This window comes from Butyricicoccus sp. AF18-9LB (assembly GCF_027684505.1).
Classification (GTDB): Bacteria; Bacillota; Clostridia; order Oscillospirales; family Butyricicoccaceae; genus Agathobaculum; species Agathobaculum butyriciproducens.
In genome coordinates this window covers 1,906-2,361 of sequence record NZ_JAQCWA010000054.1, presented here as the reverse complement: position 1 = coordinate 2,361, position 456 = coordinate 1,906, and the positions used below count along the sequence as shown (strand labels likewise).

Genomic DNA, 456 nt, shown 5'->3' with positions numbered 1-456 from the left:
TGAAAGGCTCGTGAGATTGCACCCAGCAGGAACAGCTTCAACGCTTCATAGGTGTAATCGTCTGCGTCCGCCCCCAGAAAGTGCCGCAGACAGAAACGGATTCGTTCTGTCCCGTCCCACACAAGGGCACTTAGGTAGTCCCGGATGGGATGGTACTTGTTTTCATTCGCCACAATCCCGATGGCATTATCAATCTTTTTCTCATTGGTAAGCCCATAGGTTTCTTCCAGATAGAGAAGCAGATACTTCATATCCGTATCGTTCAGGGCTGTGCTTTCTCTGTGAAAACCGATGGGCTTTATGATGTCCTTGCGGTCGGTCAGGATGTTGTATGCGATAGCCCCGGAAAGCAGAGGGTCACGCTGGAATACGGTCAGGCAGTTCCGTATGCTCTGGCGGACACCGCCTTTCTCGGTGGTTTCCAGCCCCGCCTTGATTTCCTCAATGCTCTGGGGC

At 52.4% G+C, this 456-nt stretch carries 1 pseudogene; it reads right to left on the bottom strand.

Annotated elements, in window-relative coordinates:
• Positions 1-456, bottom strand: a pseudogene (locus PGY33_RS14210) (VapE domain-containing protein); the annotation flags it as partial.